Origin of the sequence: Brevibacterium moorei (assembly GCF_024580735.1) — a bacterium.
GTDB lineage: Bacteria > Actinomycetota > Actinomycetes > Actinomycetales > Brevibacteriaceae > Brevibacterium > Brevibacterium moorei.
The window spans coordinates 94,188-114,572 of record NZ_JANIJX010000001.1 but is presented as its reverse complement, the minus strand read 5'-3'; the positions used below and the strand labels follow the sequence as shown (position 1 = coordinate 114,572).

General features: G+C 68.6%; 20 protein-coding genes. 19 read left to right on the top strand and 1 reads right to left on the bottom strand.

The annotated features are described in order from the left end of the window. Positions 1 to 6: 6 nt before the first annotated feature. From carB to rpe, 11 genes are read left to right on the top strand one after another with little or no spacing between them, the layout of a single operon-like run. The gene (gene carB / locus NQ034_RS00525) at positions 7 to 3,285 is read left to right on the top strand and encodes a carbamoyl-phosphate synthase large subunit (protein ID WP_257046439.1); all 3,279 of its coding nucleotides are present in this window, start codon (positions 7 to 9) and stop codon (positions 3,283 to 3,285) included. 1 nt (position 3,286) lies between these two features. Next, positions 3,287 to 4,123 (top strand): orotidine-5'-phosphate decarboxylase, encoded by an 837-nt coding sequence (pyrF, locus tag NQ034_RS00520; RefSeq protein WP_257046438.1) that lies wholly within the window; start codon positions 3,287 to 3,289, stop codon positions 4,121 to 4,123. Between the two features lie 44 nt (positions 4,124 to 4,167). Next, positions 4,168 to 4,482: an integration host factor, actinobacterial type gene (gene mihF / locus NQ034_RS00515; protein WP_257046437.1), complete on the top strand. Its 315-nt coding sequence runs from the start codon at positions 4,168 to 4,170 to the stop codon at positions 4,480 to 4,482. Further along, the gene (gene gmk, locus NQ034_RS00510) at positions 4,482 to 5,075 is read left to right on the top strand and encodes a guanylate kinase (protein WP_257046436.1); all 594 of its coding nucleotides are present in this window, start codon (positions 4,482 to 4,484) and stop codon (positions 5,073 to 5,075) included. The genes mihF and gmk overlap by 1 nt, the downstream gene beginning before the upstream one ends. Then, positions 5,076 to 5,405 carry a DNA-directed RNA polymerase subunit omega gene (rpoZ, locus tag NQ034_RS00505; RefSeq protein WP_257046435.1) on the top strand — a complete coding sequence of 110 codons (330 nt, stop codon included), beginning with the start codon at positions 5,076 to 5,078 and terminating at the stop codon, positions 5,403 to 5,405. Positions 5,406 to 5,421: 16 nt separating this feature from the next. Continuing rightward, positions 5,422 to 6,657, top strand: coding sequence for a bifunctional phosphopantothenoylcysteine decarboxylase/phosphopantothenate--cysteine ligase CoaBC (coaBC, locus tag NQ034_RS00500; RefSeq protein ID WP_257046434.1), 1,236 nt, complete (start codon positions 5,422 to 5,424; stop codon positions 6,655 to 6,657). Between the two features lie 11 nt (positions 6,658 to 6,668). Next, positions 6,669 to 7,883 carry a methionine adenosyltransferase gene (metK, locus tag NQ034_RS00495; RefSeq protein ID WP_257046433.1) on the top strand — a complete coding sequence of 405 codons (1,215 nt, stop codon included), beginning with the start codon at positions 6,669 to 6,671 and terminating at the stop codon, positions 7,881 to 7,883. 53 nt (positions 7,884 to 7,936) lie between these two features. Continuing rightward, entirely contained in the window at positions 7,937 to 10,066 is a 2,130-nt protein-coding gene (locus NQ034_RS00490) for a primosomal protein N' family DNA-binding protein (RefSeq protein WP_257046432.1), read from the top strand. A 49-nt stretch (positions 10,067 to 10,115) separates the two neighbouring features. Further along, entirely contained in the window at positions 10,116 to 11,060 is a 945-nt protein-coding gene (locus NQ034_RS00485) for a methionyl-tRNA formyltransferase (RefSeq protein ID WP_257046431.1), read from the top strand. Then, complete coding sequence (locus tag NQ034_RS00480) at positions 11,057 to 12,499, top strand: RsmB/NOP family class I SAM-dependent RNA methyltransferase (protein WP_257046430.1); 1,443 nt, start codon at positions 11,057 to 11,059, stop codon at positions 12,497 to 12,499. Before NQ034_RS00485 ends, NQ034_RS00480 begins: the two co-directional genes overlap by 4 nt. Before the next feature lie 30 nt (positions 12,500 to 12,529). Then, the gene (rpe, locus tag NQ034_RS00475; RefSeq protein ID WP_257046429.1) at positions 12,530 to 13,195 is read left to right on the top strand and encodes a ribulose-phosphate 3-epimerase; all 666 of its coding nucleotides are present in this window, start codon (positions 12,530 to 12,532) and stop codon (positions 13,193 to 13,195) included. A gap of 10 nt (positions 13,196 to 13,205) precedes the next feature. On the opposite strand, the gene NQ034_RS00470 is transcribed toward rpe, so the two are convergent. Further along, positions 13,206 to 14,042 carry a hypothetical protein gene (locus NQ034_RS00470; protein ID WP_257046428.1) on the bottom strand — a complete coding sequence of 279 codons (837 nt, stop codon included), beginning with the start codon at positions 14,040 to 14,042 and terminating at the stop codon, positions 13,206 to 13,208. 131 nt (positions 14,043 to 14,173) lie between these two features. Here NQ034_RS00470 and NQ034_RS00465 point away from each other — a divergent pair, with 131 nt between their 5' ends. From NQ034_RS00465 to hisI, 8 genes are all read left to right on the top strand, one after another. Next, positions 14,174 to 14,830 (top strand): nicotinamide mononucleotide transporter family protein, encoded by a 657-nt coding sequence (locus NQ034_RS00465; RefSeq protein ID WP_257046427.1) that lies wholly within the window; start codon positions 14,174 to 14,176, stop codon positions 14,828 to 14,830. Between the two features lie 31 nt (positions 14,831 to 14,861). Then, positions 14,862 to 15,125, top strand: a complete 264-nt coding sequence (locus NQ034_RS00460) for a phosphoribosyl-ATP diphosphatase (RefSeq protein ID WP_257046426.1) — start codon at positions 14,862 to 14,864, stop codon at positions 15,123 to 15,125. A 71-nt stretch (positions 15,126 to 15,196) separates the two neighbouring features. After that, positions 15,197 to 16,036: an ATP phosphoribosyltransferase gene (hisG, locus tag NQ034_RS00455; protein WP_257046425.1), complete on the top strand. Its 840-nt coding sequence runs from the start codon at positions 15,197 to 15,199 to the stop codon at positions 16,034 to 16,036. Further along, positions 16,020 to 16,472: a PH domain-containing protein gene (locus NQ034_RS16335; RefSeq protein ID WP_257046424.1), complete on the top strand. Its 453-nt coding sequence runs from the start codon at positions 16,020 to 16,022 to the stop codon at positions 16,470 to 16,472. The genes hisG and NQ034_RS16335 overlap by 17 nt, the downstream gene beginning before the upstream one ends. Before the next feature lie 25 nt (positions 16,473 to 16,497). Then, positions 16,498 to 17,700 carry a CaiB/BaiF CoA transferase family protein gene (locus NQ034_RS00445; RefSeq protein WP_257046423.1) on the top strand — a complete coding sequence of 401 codons (1,203 nt, stop codon included), beginning with the start codon at positions 16,498 to 16,500 and terminating at the stop codon, positions 17,698 to 17,700. Positions 17,701 to 17,739: 39 nt separating this feature from the next. Beyond that, positions 17,740 to 19,245, top strand: a complete 1,506-nt coding sequence (locus tag NQ034_RS00440; RefSeq protein ID WP_257046422.1) for a carboxyl transferase domain-containing protein — start codon at positions 17,740 to 17,742, stop codon at positions 19,243 to 19,245. Next, positions 19,245 to 20,015: an imidazole glycerol phosphate synthase subunit HisF gene (hisF, locus tag NQ034_RS00435; RefSeq protein WP_257046421.1), complete on the top strand. Its 771-nt coding sequence runs from the start codon at positions 19,245 to 19,247 to the stop codon at positions 20,013 to 20,015. The genes NQ034_RS00440 and hisF overlap by 1 nt, the downstream gene beginning before the upstream one ends. Continuing rightward, positions 20,012 to 20,383 (top strand): phosphoribosyl-AMP cyclohydrolase, encoded by a 372-nt coding sequence (hisI, locus tag NQ034_RS00430; RefSeq protein ID WP_257046420.1) that lies wholly within the window; start codon positions 20,012 to 20,014, stop codon positions 20,381 to 20,383. The genes hisF and hisI overlap by 4 nt, the downstream gene beginning before the upstream one ends. Positions 20,384 to 20,385 lie beyond the last annotated feature (2 nt).

The following is a 20,385-nucleotide window of genomic DNA, read 5'->3' as shown; positions in this document are numbered from 1 at the left end:
TTTTTCTTGCCCATTCGTAAAGATCTGCACTCGGTCATGGTGATCGGCTCCGGGCCCATCGTCATCGGCCAGGCCTGCGAGTTCGACTACTCCGGAACCCAGGCGTGCCGCGTCCTCAAACAGGAGGGCCTGCGCGTTATCCTGGTCAACTCCAATCCCGCCACGATCATGACGGACCCGGAAGTCGCCGATGCGACCTATGTCGAGCCGATCGACCCCGAGGTGATCGAGAAGATCATCGCCAAGGAGCGGCCCGACGCCCTGCTGCCCACGCTCGGCGGCCAGACCGCGCTCAACGCTGCGATCAACCTGTTCGAAGCCGGCACTTTGGAAAAGTACGACGTCGAACTCATCGGCGCCGACGTCGACGCGATCAACCGCGGCGAGGACCGGCAGAAGTTCAAGGAGATCGTCGAGGGCATCGGCGCCGAGGTCGCCCGTTCGCGCATCTGCCACACCATGGAGGACTGCCTGGCGGCCGCCGGTGATCTGGGGTATCCGATGGTGGTCCGGCCGTCCTTCACCATGGGCGGTCTGGGCTCGGGCATGGCCTACAACGAATCCGATCTGCGCCGGATCGCCGGCGACGGCCTGCACGACTCCCTGACCACCGAAGTGCTGCTCGAAGAGAGCATCCTGGGGTGGAAGGAATACGAGCTCGAACTCATGCGCGACCGCAATGACAATGTGGTCGTCATCTGCTCGATCGAGAACATCGACCCCGTCGGCGTGCACACCGGCGACTCCATGACGGTCGCCCCGGCACTGACCCTGACGGACCGCGAATACCAGAAACTGCGCGATATCGGTATCGCCGTCATCCGCGAGGTCGGCGTCGACACCGGCGGCTGCAACATCCAGTACGCGATCGACCCGGACACGGGCCGCATCGTCGTCATCGAGATGAACCCCAGGGTCTCCCGTTCATCGGCCCTGGCGTCGAAGGCCACGGGTTACCCGATCGCCAAGATCGCGGCCCGCCTGGCAGTCGGCTATACGCTCGACGAGGTCAAGAACGACATCACCGAGGTCACCCCGGCCAGCTTCGAGCCGACCCTGGACTACGTCGTGGTGAAGATCCCGCGCTTCGCCTTCGAGAAGTTCCCCGCAGCCGATGAGACGCTGACGACGACCATGAAGTCCGTTGGCGAGGCGATGGCCCTGGGGCGCAACTTCACCACGGCCTTCCAGAAGGCCCAGCGCTCTCTTGAGCAGAAGGGCTCGGAGTTCCGCTTCGACATCCGCTTCGACCTGGCAGATCCCGCGGTGCGCGCCGATGTCGTGCGCAAGCTGGGACATTCGACGACGACCCGCATCCAGACGGTGCAGCGCGCACTGCTCTCCGGCATGACGGTGCCCGAGGTTCATGAGGCCTGTGATATCGACCCGTGGTTCCTCGACCAGATCCAGTTGATCAACGAGGTCGCCGGCGAAATCGCACAGGCGGACGAACTGACCCGCGAGGTCATCGAGCTGGGCAAGAACCACGGTTTCTCTGACCGGCAGATCGCCGCCCTGCGCAATCTGGACGAAGCGGTGGTCACCGGGGTGCGCCATGCGCTGGGTCTGCGCCCGGTGTTCAAGTCCGTCGACACCTGCGCCGGCGAGTTCGCCGCCCACACGCCCTATCACTACTCCAGCTATGACGCCACCAGCGAGGTCGCCCCGCGCGAGCACGAGGCCGTCATCATCCTGGGTTCGGGACCCAACCGGATCGGGCAGGGCATCGAGTTCGACTACTCCTGTGTCCACGCCACCATGGCACTGCGGGATGCGGGCTATGAGACGATCATGGTCAACTGCAATCCGGAGACCGTGTCGACCGACTACGACACCGCCGACCGCCTGTACTTCGAACCGCTGACCTTCGAGGACGTGATGGAGGTCTACCACGCGGAGTCGCAGGCAGGGCCCGTCGCCGGCATCGTGTGCACCCTGGGCGGGCAGACCCCGCTGGGTCTGGCCTCCCGGCTCAAGGCCGCGGGTGTGACGGTGCTGGGCACTCAGCCCGAGGCCATCGACCTGGCCGAGGACCGCGGAGAATTCGGCCGGGTGCTCGACGAGGGCGGACTGCTGGCGCCCAAGCACGGCACTGCCACGACCTATGCCCAGGCGGAGCGGATCGCCCTGGAGATCGGCTATCCCGTGCTGGTGCGCCCCTCCTATGTGCTCGGTGGGCGCGGTATGCAAATCGTCTACTCGACCGAGCAGCTGAAGTCGTATATGGAGTCGGCCACCGAGGTCTCGGCCGATCGGCCCGTGCTGGTCGACCGGTTCCTCGAGGACGCGATCGAGATCGACGTGGACGCCCTGTTCGACGGCACCGACCTCTACATCGGCGGCATCATGGAGCACATCGAGGAAGCCGGCATCCACTCCGGCGACTCCTCGTGCACCCTGCCCTCGATCACCCTGGGGGAGCACGTGCTCGAACGCGTGCGGCACGCCACCCGGGTCATCGCGGAGGGCACGGGGGTGCGCGGTCTGCTCAACATCCAGTTCGCCGTGGCAGCCGACGTCCTCTACGTCATCGAGGCGAATCCGCGTGCCTCGCGCACGGTGCCCTTCGTCTCGAAGTCCACCGGGCATCCGCTGGCGAAGGCCGCGGCACTCATCGCGATCGGCGGCTCGATCGCCGATCTGCGGGGTACTGTGCTGGCCGTCGAATCCGATGGTTCGCACCTGCCGCTGGACCACCCGATCTCGGTGAAGGAGGCGGTCCTGCCCTTCCGCCGGTTCCGCACGGTCGACGGTAAGGTCGTCGACTCGATCCTGGGGCCGGAGATGCGCTCGACCGGTGAGGTCATGGGCATTGCCCCGACCTTCCCCGTCGCCTTCGCCAAGGGCCAGCTGGCTGCCAGCTCCAAGTTGCCGACCAGTGGCCGCGTGTTCGTCTCCGTGGCGGACCGGGAGAAGCGCTCGACGGTGCTGCCGGTCAAACAGCTGGTCGACATGAGCTTCGAGATCGTCGCCACCTCCGGCACCGCCGCGGTGCTCTCCCGCTATGGCATTCCGAGTCAGACGCTGGCCAAGTGGCACGATGCAGGTGAGGCCGAGCGGACGATCCTCGATGAGATCGAGGAGGGCCAGATCGACCTCGTTGTCAATGTGCCGGCCGGCCGGGCGGAGCGCGCCGACGGCTACGAGATCCGTGCGGCCGCCGTCGCGGCGGCCCTGCCGCTGATGACGACCGTCGCGGAGTTCTCCGCAGCGGTCACCGCGATCGAGGCCTCCCAGGCGGGCGACTTCGACGTGCGGTCCCTGCAGGATTGGGGCTTCAACTGAGATGACCGATATCGATTTCGCCGCGGCCTGGCCCGCGGCCGTGGCTGCCTCGCCGCTGTGTGTGGGGATCGATCCCCACCCGGCCTCCCTGGCCGCTTGGGGGCTGCCGGACACCGCGGCCGGGGCCGGGGCCTTCGCCGACGTCCTGGTGGACGCTTGCATCGGGCGCGTTGGCCTGCTCAAACCGCAGTCGGCGCTGTTCGAACGCTTCGGCTCCGCCGGGATCGCCGAGCTCGAGCGGATCCAGGCCAGGATCCGGGCGGCCGGGATGCTCAGCGTGCTCGACGCCAAACGCGGCGATATCGGTTCGACGATGGCCGGCTACGCGGATGCCTATCTGCGCCAGGGAGCTCCGTTGGCCTGCGATGCACTGACGGTCTCGCCCTATCTGGGCATGGACTCCCTGGAACCGGCCTTCGCCGTGGCCAGGGAGACGGGTGCAGGCCTGTTCGTGCTCGCCCTGACCTCGAACCCGCGGGCGGAGGTATTCCAGCACGCCCGTACTGCCTCGGGCGCCTCCGTGGCGGCCGAGGTGGTGGCCAGGGTCCATGCGGAGAACGAGAAGTCGGGTCGGGCGCAGTTCGGCCTGGTGGTCGGTGCGACCATCGGTTCGGCCGCGCGCCGGCTGGACATCGACTTGGGGGAGTTCAACGGACCGATCCTCAGCCCCGGAGTGGGCGCCCAGGGAGCCGGCCCGGCAGAACTCGACGAGGTCTTCGGCCGTTCCTGGAAGGAGGGCCGGGTGCTCGTCAACGTCTCGCGCGGTGTCTCGCAGGCTGGTCCGGAGCCGGCCCGCATTGTGGACCGGATTGCACAAGTGAGCGCTTCGTTGGCTTAGGATGGCGCTATCCCCGCTATTCCCCGATCCAATGAAGGACTGACATGGCACTTGCACCCCTCACCGATGAACAGCGCAGAGCCGCCCTCGACAAGGCCTTCGCCGCCCGCCAGGCACGGGCCGATGTCAAGACGGATCTGAAGTCGGGCAGGCTGCGCCTGGGCGAAGTGCTCGGGCGGGCCGGCGGCGATGACGCGCTGTCGAAGATGCGGGTGTACGATCTTCTGCGTTCCCTTCCCGGAGTGGGCGATCGCCGTGCGGTGGTCCTCATGGAAGAAGTGGGGATCGCCCAGTCCCGCCGGTTGCGTGGTCTGGGCAAACATCAGAAGGCAGCACTATTGGAGAAATTCGGCGAGTAGTGGATAACAGACTGACAGTCCTGGCAGGGCCCACCGCAGTGGGCAAGGGTACCGTGAGCGCCTATATCAGGGAACATTTCCCCGAGGTGTACTTTTCGGTCTCGGCGACGACCCGCGACCCCCGGCCCGGTGAGGTCGACGGTGTCCACTACTGGTTCGTCTCCGATGAGGAGTTCGACCGGATGATCGCCGACGGTGGACTGTTGGAGTATGCGACGGTGCACGGGCGCAACCGCTATGGGACGCCCTCTGCGCCACTGGACGAGGCACTGGCACAGGGCCGTTCGCCCCTGTTGGAGATCGATTTGCAGGGCGCCAGGCAGGTCAAACTGCGGCGCCCCGATGCGCGGTATGTCTTCCTCGCCCCGCCCAGCTGGGACGAACTCGTCCGTCGGCTGGTGGGCCGTGGTACGGAGGGCCCGGAGGAACGGGCCAGGCGCCTGGAAACGGCGCAGACCGAATTGGCAGCTGAATCCGAGTTCGATCACACCATCGTCAACCACGATGTTTCCACTGCCGCTCGCGAACTAGTAGAATTGATGGGTATCCCGAACCAGCGGGAGCGCGCAACACAACTTGAAGATGGAGAATGAGTGTCTGTTCAGCCTGAGGGCGTAACCAATCCGCCGATCGACGATCTGCTCAAGCGGGTGGACTCGAAGTACGAACTCGTGATCGAATCCTCGCGTCGTGCCCGCCAGATCAATGCCTACTACGCCCAGCTGCAGGACGGCATGCTGGAGAACGTCGGTCCGCTGGTCACCCCGGAACCCAATGAGAAGCCGTTGTCGATCGCGCTGCGCGAGATCGACGAGGGCAAGGTGCAGATGCGGGAGGCCACTGAGGCCGACTTCGCCGCCCCGGTCGTCCCCGAGGTCCCGGAAGTCGGCATCGACGACCTCCCCGACTTCGAACAGCCGTGAGAAGCCTCACGCTGAGATGAAAATCGTGCTCGGCGTAGGCGGCGGAATCGCCGCCTACAAGGCGTGTCAGGTGCTCCGTGATCTCACAGAGGCCGGTCACAGCGTCCGTGTCGTTCCGACGGCCAATGCGCTCGAATTCGTCGGCGCCGCCACCTGGGAGGCACTCAGTGGCCATCCCGTGGCGACCTCCGTGTTCGTGCGGGTCGACGAGGTCGAGCACGTGAGGATCGGACAAGACGCCGACCTCGTGTTGATCGCCCCCGCCACCGCCGACCTGCTGGCCAGAATCAGGGCCGGACGGGCCGACGATCTGCTCACCGCCACATTGCTGGCGACCCGGGCCCCGGTGGTGCTGGCACCGGCCATGCACACGGAGATGTGGCTCAATCCGGCGACGGTGGACAATGTGGCAGTGCTGCGCTCACGCGGCGTGCACGTGCTCGACCCCGCCTCCGGCAGGCTCACCGGCAAGGACTCCGGTCCCGGTCGGCTGCCGGAGCCGGCGGACATTGTGGAGTTCGCCCTGGCCGCCGCCGGCGGGCAGGACGCGCCCGGCGTGCTGAGCGGTCGGCGGGTCCTCGTCAGCGCCGGCGGTACCCGTGAGGCGCTGGATCCCGTGCGGTTCCTCGGCAACAGATCCTCGGGCAAGCAGGGTATCGCCTTTGCACGCGCAGCCCGGGCGGCCGGTGCCGCGGTCGAACTCGTGGCCGCGAACATCGACGCGGCCCTGCTGGCCGAACTGCCCGATGACATCGGCGTGACGCCGGTCGAATCGACTGCCGAACTGCGCAGCGCGATGTTGGACTCCCAATCCGGGTCCGACCTGCTCATCATGGCCGCCGCGGTGGCCGACTACCGGCCCGCCACCCGGGCCGAGCACAAGATGAAGAAGGACGGCGACGACGGGCTGACCCTGCGACTGGTGCAGAATCCCGATGTGCTGCGCGAACTCGTCGCCGCCAAGACCGCTGCCGGCCTTGACCAGAAGATCATCGGCTTCGCCGCCGAAACCGGATCCGCCGAGGTTTCGGCGCTCGAATACGCCAGGCGGAAGTTCCTGCGCAAGGGTGCCGACTTCCTGGTGTTCAACGACGTTTCGGCAGGCCGCGCATTCGGAACCGACGGCAACTCAGTCGTGCTCTTCGGCCAGGGGGAAGCGGGCCAGCCCGTCGAACTGGGCCACTTCAGCGGTGACAAACTCAACGTTGCACAGGAAGTCGTTTCCGCCGTGTGTCCCACGGTGACCGGATAGACTTCAGTTCCGTGACTGCGAATAACCTACGACTCTTCACCTCGGAATCCGTCACCGAGGGCCATCCCGATAAGATCTGCGATCAGATCTCCGATGCCGTGCTCGACGCCCTGCTGGCACAGGACCCCGACGCCCGCGTCGCCGTTGAGACGATGGTCACCACGGGACTCGTGCACGTGGCCGGCGAGGTGACCACCGAGGGGTATGCGGATGTCGCTTCCCTGGTGCGCGGGATCATCACCGAGATCGGCTACGACTCCTCCGAAAAGGGTTTCGACGGTCACAGCTGCGGCGTCTCCGTGTCCATCGGCTCCCAGTCGAGCGATATCTCCGACGGGGTCACGACCTCATTGGAACACCGGCTCGGCGATGATACAGACGATGAGAACGCCCGCCTGGGCGCGGGGGATCAGGGCCTGATGTTCGGCTACGCCGACAACTCCACGCCCGAACTCATGCCGCTGCCCATCCATCTGGCCCACCGGCTGTCCGAACGCCTGACCGAAGTGCGCAAGAACGGCACACTGCCCTATCTGCGGCCCGACGGCAAGACCCAGGTGACCATCGGCTACGACGGCGACACACCGGTGACCGTGGACACCGTCGTCCTGTCGACGCAGCATTCGCCCGACGTCACCCAGGCCCAACTGGCCAGGGACGTCCGCACGCATGTGATCGATCCGCTGCTGGCGGAGTCGGGCCTGGACCTGGCCGAAACGAAATACCTCATCAACCCATCGGGCCGCTTCATCGTCGGTGGTCCGATGGGTGACGCCGGCCTGACGGGCCGGAAGATCATCGTCGACACCTACGGCGGATACGCCAGGCACGGCGGTGGCGCCTTCTCCGGTAAGGACCCTTCGAAGGTCGACCGGTCGGGAGCCTATGCGATGCGCTGGGTGGCCAAGAACGTGGTCGCCGCAGGCCTGGCCGATCGGGTCGAAGTACAGGTGGCCTACGCCATCGGCAAGGCAGAGCCGGTGGGGCTCTATGTGGAGGCCTTCGGCACCGAACACGTTCCGGTGGCCACCATCACCGCTGCGATCGAGCACGAATTCGACCTGCGCCCTGCGGCGATCATCAAGGCCCTCGATCTGAAACGACCGATCTACCGGCGCACGGCCAGCTACGGGCATTTCGGTCGTGAACTGCCCGGCTTCACCTGGGAACGCACCGACCGCGCCGTGCGTCTCGCGGCATTCTGTGGGCTGTCGGCCGCGCACTGACACGGGGCTGGGGCCCCGGCCCCGTGTCAGTGCCCTACGGATAGACTGCGGGCGTGTCCGAACAACTGAGGCTGGGTGACCAGGCAGATCCGATAGAGGAGGTCTCGGAGCTGCTCGGCCCGCAGCCGCCGAAGCTACGCGGGGCGGTGCAGCCGGCGGCCACGAATCCCGTCGCCCGGGTGCTGGTGGAGACGGTCCACCCGCACCTGGCCCACGCCTTCGACTACGGCGTACCCGCACAGTTCGACGCCGAGGCCCGGCCAGGGGTCCGGGTGCGGGTGCGCTTCGCAGGGCGCCTGGTCTCCGGCTTCATCCTGGCCAGGGTGGCGACGACCGAACATGTCGGCGAACTGGCACCGCTGCAGCGCGTCGTCTCGGCCCTGCCGGTCCTGCGCGAGGACCTGCTGGCGCTGACCAGGGCGATCGCCACCCGCTACGCCGGGACCCTGCCCGATGTGTTGCGCCTGGCCATTCCGCCACGCCACGCGGCAGCGGAGAAAGCGGTCCTGGCCCGCCCGGAAGGGGTTGACGAGGAAGCCCTGCGGAGCGCCTGCACCGCTTTGGAGGAGCGGGAATCGGCGGCGGCACTGTCCCATCCCGATCCGGCGCCGCCGGCTTGGGAGGATTACCTCGAGGCCCTCGAAGCCTATGTCGGTCCGGCCTCCGGCGCCCCGGCGAACGGGGATACGGCCCAGCCGGCTGCCGGCGCCGGCCCGCGTGCGGCCTATTGCGTGATGCCGGGGGCCACACCGGGAACGGGCTGGGCCAGGGCGGGTCTGCAGGCCGCACAGACCGTCCTGGCCGCCGGCCGCAGCGTCCTGTGGCTGGTGCCCGATGCCAGGGAGCTCGCCGAACTCGAACGCCATCTGGCTGGCCTGGGCGGGATCCACTGTGTGCTCACCGCCGAACAGGGCCCCCATGCACGCTGGTCGGCCTGGGTCAGCGCACTGACCGGCCGGACCAGGTTGGTCATCGGCACCAGGACCGCGGCCTTCGCCCCGCTGTCCGACCTGGGCCTGATCATCTGCTTCGACGACGACAACGACTCCTACCAGGAGCAGCGCGCCCCATACCCCCATGCCCGCGCCATCGTGCTCGAACGCGTCCGCGCAGCCGGTTGTGCCCTGCTGTTCCTGGACTACTCCCGCTCGGTCGCAGTGGCCCAACTGGTATCGACAGGGTGGATAGGAGACGTGCACACGCCGCGCGATCTGCGGCGCAGCCAGGCGCCCCTGGTGTTCCAGCCGCCCCCGGCCAGGTCCCTGGCCGACTTCAGCAATCTGCCCGAACGCGCTTTCGAGATCACCCGGGCGGCCCTTGCGGGGGGCCGCCACCGGGAGGCCGTCGGTCCCGTCCTCGTCCAGGTCCCACGCGTGGGATACGCCCCGGTCGTCGCCTGCGACACCTGCTATGAAATCATCCGCTGCCCCGCCTGCTCACGGCCCCTGGCCGCAGCGGGGCCGGGCGGGCCGTTCGCCTGCCGCGCGTGCGGTTTCCGTGCAGACCGGATGCGCTGTGCCAACTGTGGCGGCACCCGGCTGCGCAGCGTCGTCCACGGCCTCGACGCCGTGCGCCGGCAACTGGGCAGGGCCTTCCCCGGAACCCGGGTGCTGGCCTCGGGCGGGGGAGCCGTCCTGGCCCGCATCGACCCCGACCGCGTCATCGTGGTCGCAACCACCGGTGCCGAGCCCTACGTCGAGGACGGTTATGCGGCAGCGGTACTGCTGGACTCCCTGTGGCCGGGCCCCAGCCTGCGCTCGGCCGACCGGGCCATCGCCAGGCGGATGCGGGCCCTGTCCCTGGTGCGCGGTGCCCACCTGGGCGGTCGGGCCCTGGTACTCGACGACGACCCGAACCTGCTGCGGGTCCTGACCCGCTACGAACCCGTCGAGTGGGCCGCGCACGAGGCCACGCAGCGCAGCGGGCTGGGTCTGCCCCCGGCGGTGCGCACCATGCGGATCTCCGGGTCCCGTGAGGCCTGCGAGGCGCTGCTGGCCGAATTGCGCCGCTATGGGGAACCGACGGTACTACTCAACGACTTCGACCCGCCCGGGCTGACACTGGGGATGAGCCTGGTCGAGGCACCGGCGCTGACCGAGGCGGCAGCCGCATGGATCTCCAGCAGGTCACTGGCCAGAGCCGAACTCCCCGGCGTCAGGGTGGACGCCCCCGACGCCCTGTGAAAACGGGGCGCGGGAACCGGGCTCGGAACCTCCACGATAGAATCCCAGGGTGAGAATCCTGTTCGCCGGAACCCCCGAAGCCGCTGTCCCGTCCTTGCAGGCCCTGGTGGGCTCGCGCCACGAAGTCGTGGCCGTGCTGACCCGACCGGACAAACCGGTGGGCCGCAAACGCGTGCTCACCCCCAGCCCGGTCAAGGCCGCCGCTGTGGAAGCCGGCCTGACCGTCTTGGAAGCGGACAGGCTGCGCTGGGAGATCATCGAGGACATCGCAGCCCTGGCCGTGGATGCGGTGGCAGTGGTCGCCTATGGCGCGCTGGCCGGTCCGCGCTCCCTGGCGGCGGTCCCCGGCGGCTGGTTCAACCTGCATTTCTCGCTTTTGCCGGACTACCGGGGCGCCGCCCCCGTGCAGCGGGCCATCATGGACGGTCTGAGCACGTCCGGGGCGACCGTGTTCCGACTCGATGCGGGCCTGGACACAGGCGACATCATCGCCCAGGAAGAGTACCCCCTGGGCACCATGACCGCAGGGGAGGCCCTGGCGGACTTCGCCGAGCGCGGTGCCGGGCTGCTGGTGCGCGCCTTCGACGAGCTGGCCGCCGGAACCGCACGGTTCCGGCCACAGCCGGCCGACGGCAGCCAGGCGCCCAAACTGACCCAGGCCGACGGCTACCTCAACCTGGGCGAGCCCGCATCGGCGCTGGCCGCCCGCGCCCGCGGGGTGACGCCGGCACCGGGGGCCTGGTGCCTGCTTGAGGGCAAGAAGACGAAACTCGCCGGCGCCTCGTGTGCTCCCACAAGCGGGCTGGCACCGGGGGAGACCGCCCCGGACGGTTCGGCGCTGCTCATCGGCACCGCGGACGGCAGCCTGCGAGTGCAGCGCGTCCAGCCCTTCGGGAAGCCGATGATGGCCGCCGCGGACTTCCTCCGGGGCCATCCCCATGCCAGATTCGCCGCCACGGACTGGACCACCGCACAGCAGGAGAGCAGCCGATGAACAATAGGAATCACACAACCGCCCTCCGCGGAGGCGGGACGACCCGCCGGACGGCCGTGGCAGACGCGCGGACCGTGGCCTGGGACGTCCTCATCGAGGTGGAGAAGGAAGACGCCTATGCCAATCTGCTGCTGCCGCGCCGTCTCAAACACGCCCGACTCAGCCCGGCCGACGCCGCTCTGGCCACCGAATTGACCTACGGTACCCTGCGGGGCCAGGGCTTCTACGACGCCGTGATCGAATCCGCGGCCGGACGCACCATGAGCTCCATGGAACCCGTTGTGCGCACCGCACTGCGGCTGGGTGCCCACCAGATCCTGAGCATGCGGATCGCCGACCACGCGGCGGTCGGGGAAACCGTGGCAATCGTCAAACGACGCCTGCCCAGGGCCACCGGCATCGTCAACGCGGTACTGCGCCGGGTGAGCGAACGCACCCGCGAGGACTGGCTGACACTGGTATCCACCTCGCTCGACGAGATGGGTCGCCTGGCCCTGGAATACTCTCATCCGGCCTGGATCGTCCGAGCACTGCGGCAGGCTCTGCACGCCCACGGCAGGGACCGGGCCGAACTCGCCGAGCTGCTGGCTGCGGACAATGCGCCGGCGGCCGTCGACCTCGTCGCCCTACCCGGGCTCGCCGACCGCGCCGAGCTGGCTCGCAGGGTCGGGACACCCACCCGGCTGAGCCCCCTGGGAGTTGAACTGTCCCACGGCAACCCGCTCGATGTCCCCGAGGTCGCGGAGGGGACTGCACGGGTCCAGGACGAGGGGTCCCAGCTGGTCGCCCTGGCACTGCTGGCGGCGCCCGCCCCGGCGGATACCGCAGGGGCCAGCTGGTACGACATGTGTGCCGGCCCCGGCGGCAAGACCTCGGTGATCGGGTCGCGGGCCGCCGAGCTCGGCCGCGTCGTCGTCGCCTCCGATGCCTCCAAGCACAGGGCCGAACTCGTCCGCGATTCCACCCGCGCGCTGCGCGGGACCGTCAAGACCGTCAACGCCGACGGACGCGAGTTCGCCCGCAAGCACCCAGGCGAGTTCGCCCGCGTGCTCGTCGACGCGCCGTGCACGGGACTGGGCGCTCTGCGCCGGCGTCCCGAGGCCCGCTGGCGGCGGCGGCCGGCCGATATCGCCGGGCTGGGGCCCCTGCAGCGGGAACTGCTGGAAGCCGCTTGGGAGGCCACCGCCGTCGGGGGAGTCGTGGCCTATTCCACCTGCTCCCCGCACGCGGCGGAGACCACCGTCGTACTCGAAGACGCCCTGCGCGTCCTGCCCGGCGCCCGACTGCTCGACGCGGCCGATGTCCTGGCCCGGGTCACAGGTGCCGCAGCCGGCGAATTCGCCTCAGCGTCCCTGGCAGGCGGCAGGGCCGCCCAACTATGGCCGCACCTCCACGGCACCGATGGAATGTTCTTGGCGCTCATCGCCAAAGACGCCTGATACCCGAACACCTCCAGGAAAGGCCCCGCAATGGGAATCCAGATCAATCCCAGCATTCTGAACTCCGATTTCTCCGACCTGCGCGGCGAGCTCGCGGCGATCTCCACCGCCGATATGGCCCACGTCGACGTGATGGACAACCACTTCGTGCCGAACCTGACCTTCGGCCCGCCGGTGGTCGAACGCATTATCGCGGCCAGCCCGATCCCGGTCGACGCGCACCTGATGATCACCGATGCCGATGTCAACGCTCCTGTGTATGCGGAGCTGGGTTGCGCCTCGGTGACCTTTCACGCGGAGGCCGCGGCCGCCCCCGTGCGGCTGGCCCGAGAGCTGCGCCGACTGGGCGCGCGGGCCTCGATCGCACTCAAGCCGGCGACGCCGGTCGAACCGTTCATCGATCTGCTGGGGGAGTTCGACCAGGTCCTCATCATGACAGTCGAACCGGGATTCGGCGGACAGAAGTTCCTCGACGTGTGCCTGCCGAAGATCCGCAGGCTGCGCAAGGCGATCAGCGCTGCCGGCCTGCAGATCGGCCTGCAGGTCGACGGGGGTGTCTCAACCGGTACGATCGACCGCGTCGTCGAGGCCGGCGCCGATGTGCTCGTGGCAGGCTCCGCCGTCTACGGGGCCGATGACAGGGCCGCGGCGATAGCAGGGCTGCGCGCGGCGGCAGAACACGCCGCGCACAGCTGATTCGGAACCCTCAGTAACCGGAGAAGCTGGTGTTGCTCGAGGTGAAAGCCACCTCACCGACATTGCCGCCGGTCACGTCGACCCGGGCGTCGAAGTCCAGGGTGAACGACGATGAGGAGTCGTATTCGGATTCCGCATCGTTGTTCGGATAGGTCGCCTGGCCGTCGAGCCCGCGCACCGAGGCCGTCACGGTGTTCCCGCTGCGACGCATCTCGTAATCAGGCAGCCCGTTGATCGACCACTGGTTGACCTGATCGACGCCGCTGCGGATCTCCTCGCCGGCCGGCACGGGCTTGCCCGCCAGCGCCCAGTCCGTGGCGGTCATCTCCTGGGGACAGCCCTTGGGCCGGCCGGCATGGGATTTCATGCACTCGCGCAGCCGGTCGTTGACAGCCGTCTCGACGTCGGCGCGCAGCGCATCGTCGATCTCGGTGCTCTCGGAATCGTCCTGTGCGGCGTCGTCGTCTGGCGCCGCAGCGGAATCCGAGTGGGCGCCGGCCGCCGGCTGGGCCGCCTGCGGCTTCCGGTCGCCGTGGCCGAACAGGTAGCCCAGTCCGCTGGCGATCAGCACGACCGCCACGAGCGCGAAGACCCCGATCAGCAGCAGGCGCTTGCGCTTCGCCCTCTGCTCGTCCTCCGGTGGGCTGGGCGGAGCCGGCAGCGGGCCAGGCAGCGGCGCGGCACCGAGGCCGGGGATGACCATGGTCTCCGGTTCGGGAGCCGGCCGGGGAGCCTGGGGCACACCGTAGCGGCCGCTGACGTAGTCGTCGGCGGGGCCGCTGCCCGGTGCACCGGTCGACCATTGGGGATTGGACCCCTGCGTGGGGAACTGGGGTGGCTGGGACATATGGAGCCTTCCGTCATGCCGTGATTCGTGATGGGGCCGATGCTCCCACAGCATATCCCGCGAAAGTCGCAGTAGCGCCCGGGTTCCGGTCCGCGATACGCCCGCCTTTGCAAACGCGGTACATTGATCCGGTGGAAATCCTCACCTGGCTCAACGCCCCGCTGTTTCACCTCCTGGGCAAGCCCGTGCCCGTCTCCGACTTCTTCGGCAACATCCTGGCACTGGCCACCGTGTGGCTGGCCCTGCGCCGGAATCTGTGGTCCTGGCCCGTGCAGATCATCGGATCGGTACTCCTGTTCTGCGCCTCGATCTCCGCGCATCTGGGTGGTAATGCCTCCCGCCAGGTCGTCATCGTCATCGCCGCGGTCTGGGGCTGGTCGCGCTGGAGGAAATCACGTGAGGATACCGGGGAGGTCGTCATCAGGTGGGCAGGCTGGGGTGAGCGGATCGGCCTGCTGGCGGCCCTGGTGGTCGGCACCGCGGCCTTCGGATTCGTCCTGGCCTGGGGCGGTTGGTCGTGGAATCCGTATCCCGACGCCTACATCTTCATCGGCTCCCTGGTCGCCATGTACGCACAGGGCCGGGCGATCGTCGAATTCTGGTTCGTCTGGCTGGCCGTGGACCTGGTGGGCATCCCGCTGGCGGTCATGGGCGGGCTGGTCTTCTCCGGAGCCGTCTACCTGCTGTTCTTCATCATGGTCATCGTCGGTATCAGGGACTGGGCCAAGCGGACACACCAGACCATCAGCCACCCGGCGGTCCCGGCTCAGGAAGTGGGCCGGGACTGAATCCGGGCACGCACTGTACTACCCTGAAAGCGTGAAAACCTTCGACGAACTGTTCGCGGAACTGGCGACAAAGGCAAAAGAACGTCCGGCGGGCTCGAAAACCGTCGCAGAGCTCGACCAGGGCGTCCACCATATCGGCAAGAAGATCGTCGAGGAGGCCGCCGAAGTGTGGATGGCCGCGGAATACGAGACCGATGAGGAACTCGCCGGCGAGGTCTCCCAGGCCCTCTACCATCTGCAGGTCATCCTGTTGGCCCGTGGGCTGACCCTCGAAGACGTCTACCGGGTGCTCTGACCCGCCGAGCCGTCCAGTCCCAGACCCACCGGGCCGATCCCCGCCCGGTTCCTCACACCGAAAGGCCACCCATGCTGCGAGTCGCAGTGCCCAATAAGGGCACCCTGTCAGAATCGGCCACCGAGATGCTGCGCGAGGCCGGCTATTCCCTGCGCAAGAGCTCCAAGACCCTGGTCCACGTCGATTCGCGCAACGACATCGAGTTCTTCTATCTGCGGCCCCGCGATATCGCGATCTACATCGGCAGGGGAGTGCTGGACATCGGCATCACCGGCCGCGATCTGCTGGCCGAGTCGCGGGCCGACGCCACGGAGGTCCTGCCCCTGGGGTTCGGCAAGTCCTGGTTCCGTTACGCGGGGCCCGAGGGCCGCTTCTCCGACCCGGTTCAATTGGCCGGTAAGCGCATTGCCACGAGCTATCCCGAACTCGTTCGCGCCGACCTCGACAAGCGGGGGATCGCAGCCGATATCGTCACCCTCGACGGGGCAGTCGAGGTCTCGATCCAGCTGGGCGTGGCCGATGCGATCGCCGATGTGGTCCAGACCGGCACCACGCTGCGCACGGCCGGATTGGAGATCTTCGGCGAGGAGCTGCTGGCCTCGGAGGGGATCCTGATTTCCCACGGAGAACCCGCCCCGGCCGCGCAGACCCTGCTGCGGCGGATGGAATCGGTGATGGTCGCCCGCGCCTTCGTGCTCGTCGACTACAACGTCCAGGCGGACCGCCTGGCAGAGGTCACCGAGATCACCCCCGGCCTGGAGAGCCCCACCATCATGCCCCTGGAGGAGGACGGCTGGGTGGCGGCCAGGGCCATGGTGCGCGCCGACGACGTCCACGCGGTGATGGACCGGCTCTACGATCTGGGTGCCCGCGCGATCCTGGTGAGTTCCATCGGTGCCTGCCGCATCTAAGCCGCTACTGAGCGTGCGCCCGCGCATCGTGCGCACGCTCACCGTGATCCTGGCGCCGGCGACGACGCTGGCGTTCGCCGCGCTGTCGATCTACCTCGAGACGATCGGCTGGCGCAGCTGGCACGTCTTCGACATCGTCTGGATGAACTACCTGGGACTCGCCTTCGGACTCATCATCTGGCGCCTTGGGGCGATCCGGGTGCGCGCATATCCCGATGGGCTGCACGTGCGCAACCTCTTCTCCTCCAGGACCGTCCCCTGGACCGCCATCGTCGGCGTGCACATGCACCCGGCCGGGACCTCGCCCTGGGCGGTCCTCGACCTGGGCGACGGCACCACCTTCGCCCTGCACGCGATCCAGGTATCGGAGGGCGAACGGGCACAGGAGGCCTGCCGGGAGTTGCGTAGACTCGTGGATGTCCACGGGAGACCCTGACAACCGATTCACAGAAGGAGACACAATGCCGGACACACAGCCCACCGGGGCGCCTGGCCTGCCGCTGAGCGGCTACACCGTCGTCGACCTGTCCCGCGCCCTCGCGGGACCGCACGGCGGCCAGATCTTCGGCGACCTGGGCGCGCGCGTCATCAAGGTCGAGAATCCCAAGGGTGGTGACGACACGCGTCGTTGGGGGCCCCCGTTCGTCGGCCCCGAGGACGATCCGCAGGCCACCTACTTCTTCTCCTGCAACCGCAACAAGGAGTCGATCGCCCTCGACCTGAAGAGCGATGACGGCCACAGCACCCTGACGGAGCTGATCAAGCGCGCCGATGTGCTGATCGAGAACTTCCGCGGCGGCGTACTCGACCGGCTGGGCTTCTCCACCGCGCACTGCATGGAACTCAACCCGCGGCTGGTCATCGTCTCCATCACCGGCTTCGGCCACGACGGCCCCGAGGCCGCGCGCGCCGGCTACGACCAGATCGCCCAGGGTGAGGCCGGCCTGATGTCGGTGACCGGCCCCGGGCCTGAGGACATGCAGCGGGTGGGCGTGCCGATCGCCGATCTGCTCGGCGGCATCCACGGCGTGCTCGGTGCCCTGGCCGCCCTGCTCGAACGCGAGCGCACCGGCCGCGGCAAGATCGTGCGGACCTCGCTGATCGCGGGCATCGTGGGCGTTCAGGCATTCCAGGGGACCCGCGCGACGATCGCCGGGGAGACCCCCGAACCGCAGGGCAACCACCATCCCTCGCTGGCCCCCTACGGGCTGTTCCGCTGCGCCGACGGAGCTGTGCAGATCTCGGTCGGCAATGAGAACCTGTGGGCCAAGTTCTGCGCCGCCTTCGACCTCGACCCACAGGCCGAGGGCATGACGGGCAACGCCGAGCGCGTGGCCAATCGCCAAGCCGTGATCGAGGTCGTGGAGTCCGCCTTCGCCTCCTGGAACGCGGCGGATCTGCTGGCCAAGCTGGGCGAAGCGGGGATCCCCGCCGGTACCGTGCGCACCATTCCGGAGGTCTACGAGTGGGAGCAGGCGCTGTCCCAGCACCTCAAGGTCACGGTCGACCACCCGGTCCTCGGCGAGGTCGCGCTGCCCGGTTCGCCGCTGCGCTTCTTCGACGTCGAAGACGGCGCCGAGGTCGAAACCACTCGGCTGGCGCACACCGCCCCGCCGTTGCTCGATGCCAATGCCCAGGCGATCCGCAGCTGGCTCGACGCCTGATCCGGCAGTAACCACCCCGAACCCCTAGGAGGCACGCAGATGGCACAGCGCCTGAGCGCCCGAGAGCTCATCACAGAGGTCGTCGACGACGGCAGCTTCATCAGCTGGGACACCGCCCCGGTGACCCCGGCCGCCGGGATCAGCGAGTCCTATGCCGCGGATCTGGCCGAGGCCCGCCGCAAGTCCGGCGAGGACGAGGCGGTGCTCACCGGCGAGGGCCTGCTCGACGGGCGCCGGGTGGCGCTGGTCGTCTGCGAGTTCAAGTTCCTGGCCGGTTCGATCGGCGTGGCGGCGGCCGAACGCCTCGTCACGGCGATCGAACGGGCCACGGCGGAGGGGCTGCCGCTGTTGGCCGGCCCAGCCTCCGGGGGGACGCGGATGCAGGAGGGCACACTGGCCTTCCTGTCCATGGTCAAGATCACCACGGCGGTCAAAGCCCACCGCGCCGCCGGACTGCCCTTCCTCGTCTACCTGCGCCACCCCACCACCGGCGGGGTGTTCGCCTCCTGGGGCTCGCTGGGCCACTTCACCGCGGCGGAGCCGGGAGCCCTCATCGGGTTCCTGGGGCCACGCGTATACGAAGAGCTCTACGGTGAGAAGTTCCCCGAGAACGTGCAGAAGGCGGAGAACCTGTTCCGCAAGGGACTCGTCGACGCCGTGCTCAGCCCCGACCGGCTGGGCGCCTACGCCTCGCGGGCACTCGACGTGCTGTTGGCCAGCCAGGAGGTTCCGGCGCCGGTTGCGGAACCGGACACCGCACCGGATCCCGGCGCACCAGCCGCCTCCGCCTGGGACGTCATCACGGCCTCCCGCAATCCCGAGCGGCCCGGGGTCCGCGATCTGCTGCGCATGGCGGCAGACAACGTCCTGCCGCTCAACGGCACCGGCCAGGGCGAGAAGGACCGGGGCCTGCTGCTGGCCCTGGCGAAGTTCGGCGACGCCCCGTGCATCGTGCTCGGCCAGGACCGGTACCGGCAGAACTCGCGCTCTCCCATGGGCCCTGCGGCCCTGCGCGAAGCCCGGCGCGGCATGGCGATCGCAGAGGAGCTCAAAGTACCGCTGGTGACCGTCATCGACACGCCCGGCGCGGCCCTGTCGCAGAGTGCGGAGGAAGGCGGCCTGGCAGGGGAGATCGCCCGGTCGCTGGGCGACCTCGTGACGCTCAAGGCACCCACCGTCTCCGTGATCCTCGGCGAGGGCTCCGGCGGTGGAGCCCTGGCCCTGATCCCGGCCGACCGGGTCATCACCGCACAGAACGGCTGGCTCTCCCCGCTGCCGCCGGAGGGGGCCTCGGCCATCGTCCACCGCGACACCGCGCACGCGGCCGAAATGGCGGAGGCCCAGCAGGTCCAGGCCGATAGGCTGCTGGCCAATGGAATCGTCGATCGGATCGTCGCGGAACGCCCCGATGCCGCAGCCGAGCCGCGCGAGTTCGTGCAGCGGATCGCACAGACCTTGGAGTACGAACTGATCGAACTGATGCGGATCAACCCCGCGCGGCGCTTCTTCCAGCGCGTTGAGCGCTACCGCGGGCTGGGGTTGTAATGCCGGCGGTACGGGTCATCCCGTGCTTGGACGTCGATGCCGGACGCGTCGTCAAGGGAGTGAACTTCCAGGGCCTGCGCGATGCCGGGGATCCCGTCGAACTGGCCAGGCGCTACGGCACCGAGGGCGCCGATGAACTGACCTTCCTCGACGTCACGGCCTCCTCGGCCGATCGCAGCCCGACCCTCGACATCGTCGCCCGTTGCGCCGAACAGGTATTCATCCCGCTGACCGTCGGCGGCGGCGTGCGCAGCGTGGCCGATGTCGACAGGCTGCTGCGGGCCGGCGCCGACAAAGTCGGGATCAACACCGCGGCCTTGGCCCGTCCGGCCCTGCTCACCGAGGTCTCCCGCCGGTTCGGAGACCAGGTCATCGTGCTCTCCGCCGATGTCCGCCGTGTGCCGGCGGGCGCTGCGCCGACCGCCAGCGGCTTCGAGGTCACGACGCACGGCGGGCGCACCGGCACGGGGCGCGACGCGCTCGAGTGGATCGCCCGGGCCGCCGAACTGGGGGCGGGCGAAATCCTGCTCAACAGTATGGACGCCGATGGCACGAAGGCCGGTTTCGACCTGGAGCTGATCCGCGCCGCCCGTGCCAGGGTCGACATCCCGCTCATCGCCTCGGGTGGCGCCGGGCGGATCGAACACTTCGCCCCCGCAGTCCACGCGGGGGCCGACGCCGTCCTGGCGGCCAGCGTCTTCCACTACGGCGATATGACGATTGCAGCGGTCAAGGACGCGCTGCGGGCAGAGGGGATCGAGGTCAGATGAACACTGTGGGGGAGTCCGGCCCGGACCCGGAGGCATTCGACCCGGAGTCGTTGACCTACAACTCGGCCGGCCTGCTGCCGGCAGTGGTGCAGGAGGCGGGCACCCGCGACGTGCTGATGTTGGCCTGGATGGACGCCGAGGCCCTGCGCCGGACCCTGGCCACCCGCCGGGCGACCTACTGGTCGCGCTCCCGCGGCGAGTACTGGGTCAAGGGGGAGACCTCGGGACACGTCCAACACGTGCGCCGGATCAGCGTCGACTGCGATGGCGACACCGTACTGCTCGAAGTGGAGCAGACGGGCGCGGCCTGCCACACCGGCACGGCCACCTGCTTCACGGGGAGGCGTATCGATGCGGATCACGCCTGATC